The sequence below is a fragment of the Pseudoalteromonas sp. AWM4_233 genome, assembly GCF_056158285.1.
On sequence record NZ_JBSWSZ010000109.1, the window covers coordinates 1 to 2,345 of the forward strand.

The window sequence follows — 2,345 nt, forward strand, 5'->3', positions numbered from 1 at the left end:
TATCGAAAGACGAATTAGTAGTGTTTCCAAACCCTAGCTCAACAGGTAAAATTACATTAACTATAAATGAAAGTCAGTTAACGGAAAATGCCAAAGCCGAAATACTTAGCATAGATGGAAAAACCATAAAAACTATTGCTATTAAGGATGTAAAAACCGAAATTGATATCAATGCCTTACCAAAAGGAACATTTATATTACTACTAGAAGCAGGTCAACAGAAAAAATCACAAACCTTTATTAAAGAATAAGGGATAAAATATTTTACAAAAAGCCGGTGCATATGACTCTTGTTTTTATCACCGGTTTTTTTTTCATTATCAACTATTCAAATAAATTACTATGCACAAAGCAATTAAAAGTAGATTTTTAAGAAATGAAATAACCGGGTGAATTTTAAAATAAGTACCAGCACATCCGCAATCATCAACACCTTTAAAAAAATAGCCGTAACCAAAAATAATGGTCAATACTGTAGTTAGTATTAAAGCAATCATAGCCATTGTTTGCAGTTGCACTCCTAGCAGCAGCGCCACACCTAATAACAGCTCTACCGCTGCAATAAAAAAAGCCGCATTACTAGCCCATCCAAAATCATAATCTTCTATTCGCCTTTTAAACCCGCGAAGGTCCATAACCTTCAACAAACCAAATAAGGTGAACAACACCCCTACGCACCATTGGGAAACAACTAAATAACTCATTTAAAACATTATTAGAACATTACTAAGTTAAAAATTAATGTCATTATTAGAAATGATATTAATAAACAGACAACACTACCTCTCATGAAACAAAAGCGTAAAATAATGATGCTTAACCGATTACCTTTAATTATAAATCATCATTAACAGTACTCTCACTTTAATTAGATTATCTTATGTTTCAAATAAAAGCTAATACAGAAAAGAACTATTTACTCATTGTTTTAGATGGCGTAGTAAAAGAAGGTGAAATTCCACAAGCTATGGCCATACTACATGAAGAAACAGCCAAACTACAAGCTGGATTTACCATAATCAATGATATATCAAAGTTCAAGGTAATGAAAACTGACGATGCAGAGAGGGTAAAACAGATTCAAGAATGGCTTTATAGCCAAGGAGCTGCACAAACAATACGAGTAGTTGACTCGGTATTTGCACAGGCACAATTCAGAAAAAATCAGGCCAGCGCTAATGCGAAATATATTACTCAGGAAGTAACTACACTAGACGAAGCATACAGCTTACTTCACTGATCTATAATAGGTTACACCTATTCAAACGTAAACCATTGGTTTATAACACTTATCAATAAAATGTAGCCCTTACAATTATTGAAAAAATTATGAACTATAGCCCATAGCACCTGTTTTTTAAGTAGCAACAGACTGTTGCAGGTTTCTTAGAAACCAATAACCACTAAAACAGTAAATGCTATGGAATTAGAGATAAAAGAATCCAAGATAAAATCATTTAACCCTGCTACAGGAGAAATATTGAAGGAATTCAATATTATGCAAGCCAAGGAGGTTGAAGACATTATAAACAAAGCTGACAAAGCTTTTCAAACTTGGAAAACCACCTCTTTTGAGAAGAGGAGTGAAATACTAAATAAAGCTGCTGAGTTAATCATTGAACGAAAGGATGCACTAGCAAAATTAGCCTCTCAGGAGATGGGAAAACTTAAACGCGAAAGCGAGGCTGAACTTGAAATTTGTAGTGCAATATTTAAGTTCTACGCCAAAAATGGAGCAGAATTCCTTGCTGATGAAAAATAGAAACAGAAAAAGGCAGCGCATTTATCAGTTATGAGCCACTAGGAGTGATATTAAGTGTACAGCCGTGGAATTTCCCCTTCTACCAGGTAGTAAGATCGATGGCGCCAACATTAATGGCCGGAAACACCATGGTATTAAAACATGCTTCTATTGTACCACACTAGTGCCATTGAAAATGGAAAAATTGATTAAAGATGCAGGAGCTCCAGAATACGTTCTTACAACAAATTGAATGATTCCAGGGTCAGCTACAACCGAACTGGTAAGTCACGATAAAATAAAAGGAGTTACTTTAACGGGCAGCGAGCCTGCCGGATCTAGCATAGCTGCAGCAGCAGGTAAATATATTAAAAAATCAACATTAGAACTCGGAAGGCAGCGATCCGTTGATAGTTCTTGATGATGCTGACATTGAAAAAGCGGCTAAGGCAGCTGTAAAAGGCCGCATGTGGAATGCCGGACAAGTTTGTAACCTCACCTAAAAGGATTATTGTACACGAAAAAATATTTGAGCAATTCAAAGAGAAGGCCAAAGCAATATTTAGGTGCTGGGTGAGCACACGAGTATGACAAACTTAACCTT

General features: G+C 35.5%; 6 protein-coding genes and 1 pseudogene. 6 read left to right on the forward strand and 1 reads right to left on the reverse strand.

Translation table 11 applies throughout. The features are described from left to right. Positions 1–251 (forward strand): T9SS type A sorting domain-containing protein (locus ACXAC4_RS21505; protein ID WP_475165235.1); only part of this gene is annotated, 251 nt, incomplete at its 5' end. 69 nt (positions 252–320) lie between these two features. Here the strand turns inward: ACXAC4_RS21505 and ACXAC4_RS21510 are convergent. Then, positions 321–704 (reverse strand): MauE/DoxX family redox-associated membrane protein, encoded by a 384-nt coding sequence (locus tag ACXAC4_RS21510; RefSeq protein ID WP_474975736.1) that lies wholly within the window; start codon positions 702–704, stop codon positions 321–323. A gap of 176 nt (positions 705–880) precedes the next feature. Between ACXAC4_RS21510 and ACXAC4_RS21515 the strand changes: the two genes are divergently transcribed. The 5 genes and pseudogenes from ACXAC4_RS21515 to ACXAC4_RS21535 form a co-directional block, all read left to right on the forward strand. Continuing rightward, positions 881–1,240, forward strand: coding sequence for a hypothetical protein (locus ACXAC4_RS21515; RefSeq protein WP_474975735.1), 360 nt, complete (start codon positions 881–883; stop codon positions 1,238–1,240). 180 nt (positions 1,241–1,420) lie between these two features. Then, positions 1,421–1,762: an aldehyde dehydrogenase family protein gene (locus ACXAC4_RS21520; protein ID WP_475165236.1), complete on the forward strand. Its 342-nt coding sequence runs from the start codon at positions 1,421–1,423 to the stop codon at positions 1,760–1,762. Then, a complete protein-coding gene (locus ACXAC4_RS21525; RefSeq protein ID WP_475165241.1) occupies positions 1,759–1,926 on the forward strand; it encodes an aldehyde dehydrogenase family protein in 168 nt (55 codons plus the stop codon). The genes ACXAC4_RS21520 and ACXAC4_RS21525 overlap by 4 nt, the downstream gene beginning before the upstream one ends. A 68-nt stretch (positions 1,927–1,994) precedes the next feature. Beyond that, positions 1,995–2,162, forward strand: a complete 168-nt coding sequence (locus tag ACXAC4_RS21530; protein ID WP_475165238.1) for an aldehyde dehydrogenase family protein — start codon at positions 1,995–1,997, stop codon at positions 2,160–2,162. Beyond that, positions 2,146–2,244: pseudogene (locus ACXAC4_RS21535) on the forward strand (aldehyde dehydrogenase family protein); the annotation flags it as partial. The gene ACXAC4_RS21530 and the pseudogene ACXAC4_RS21535, both read left to right, overlap by 17 nt. Between the last annotated feature and the right edge of the window lie 101 nt (positions 2,245–2,345).

Coding starts and splice junctions, on each gene's coding strand:
- ACXAC4_RS21510 (WP_474975736.1), bottom strand. CDS start 704: ATGAGTTATTTAGTTGTTTCCCAATGGTGCGTAGGGGTGTTGTTCACC.
- ACXAC4_RS21530 (WP_475165238.1), top strand. CDS start 1,995: ATGATTCCAGGGTCAGCTACAACCGAACTGGTAAGTCACGATAAAATA.
- ACXAC4_RS21520 (WP_475165236.1), top strand. CDS start 1,421: ATGGAATTAGAGATAAAAGAATCCAAGATAAAATCATTTAACCCTGCT.
- ACXAC4_RS21515 (WP_474975735.1), top strand. CDS start 881: ATGTTTCAAATAAAAGCTAATACAGAAAAGAACTATTTACTCATTGTT.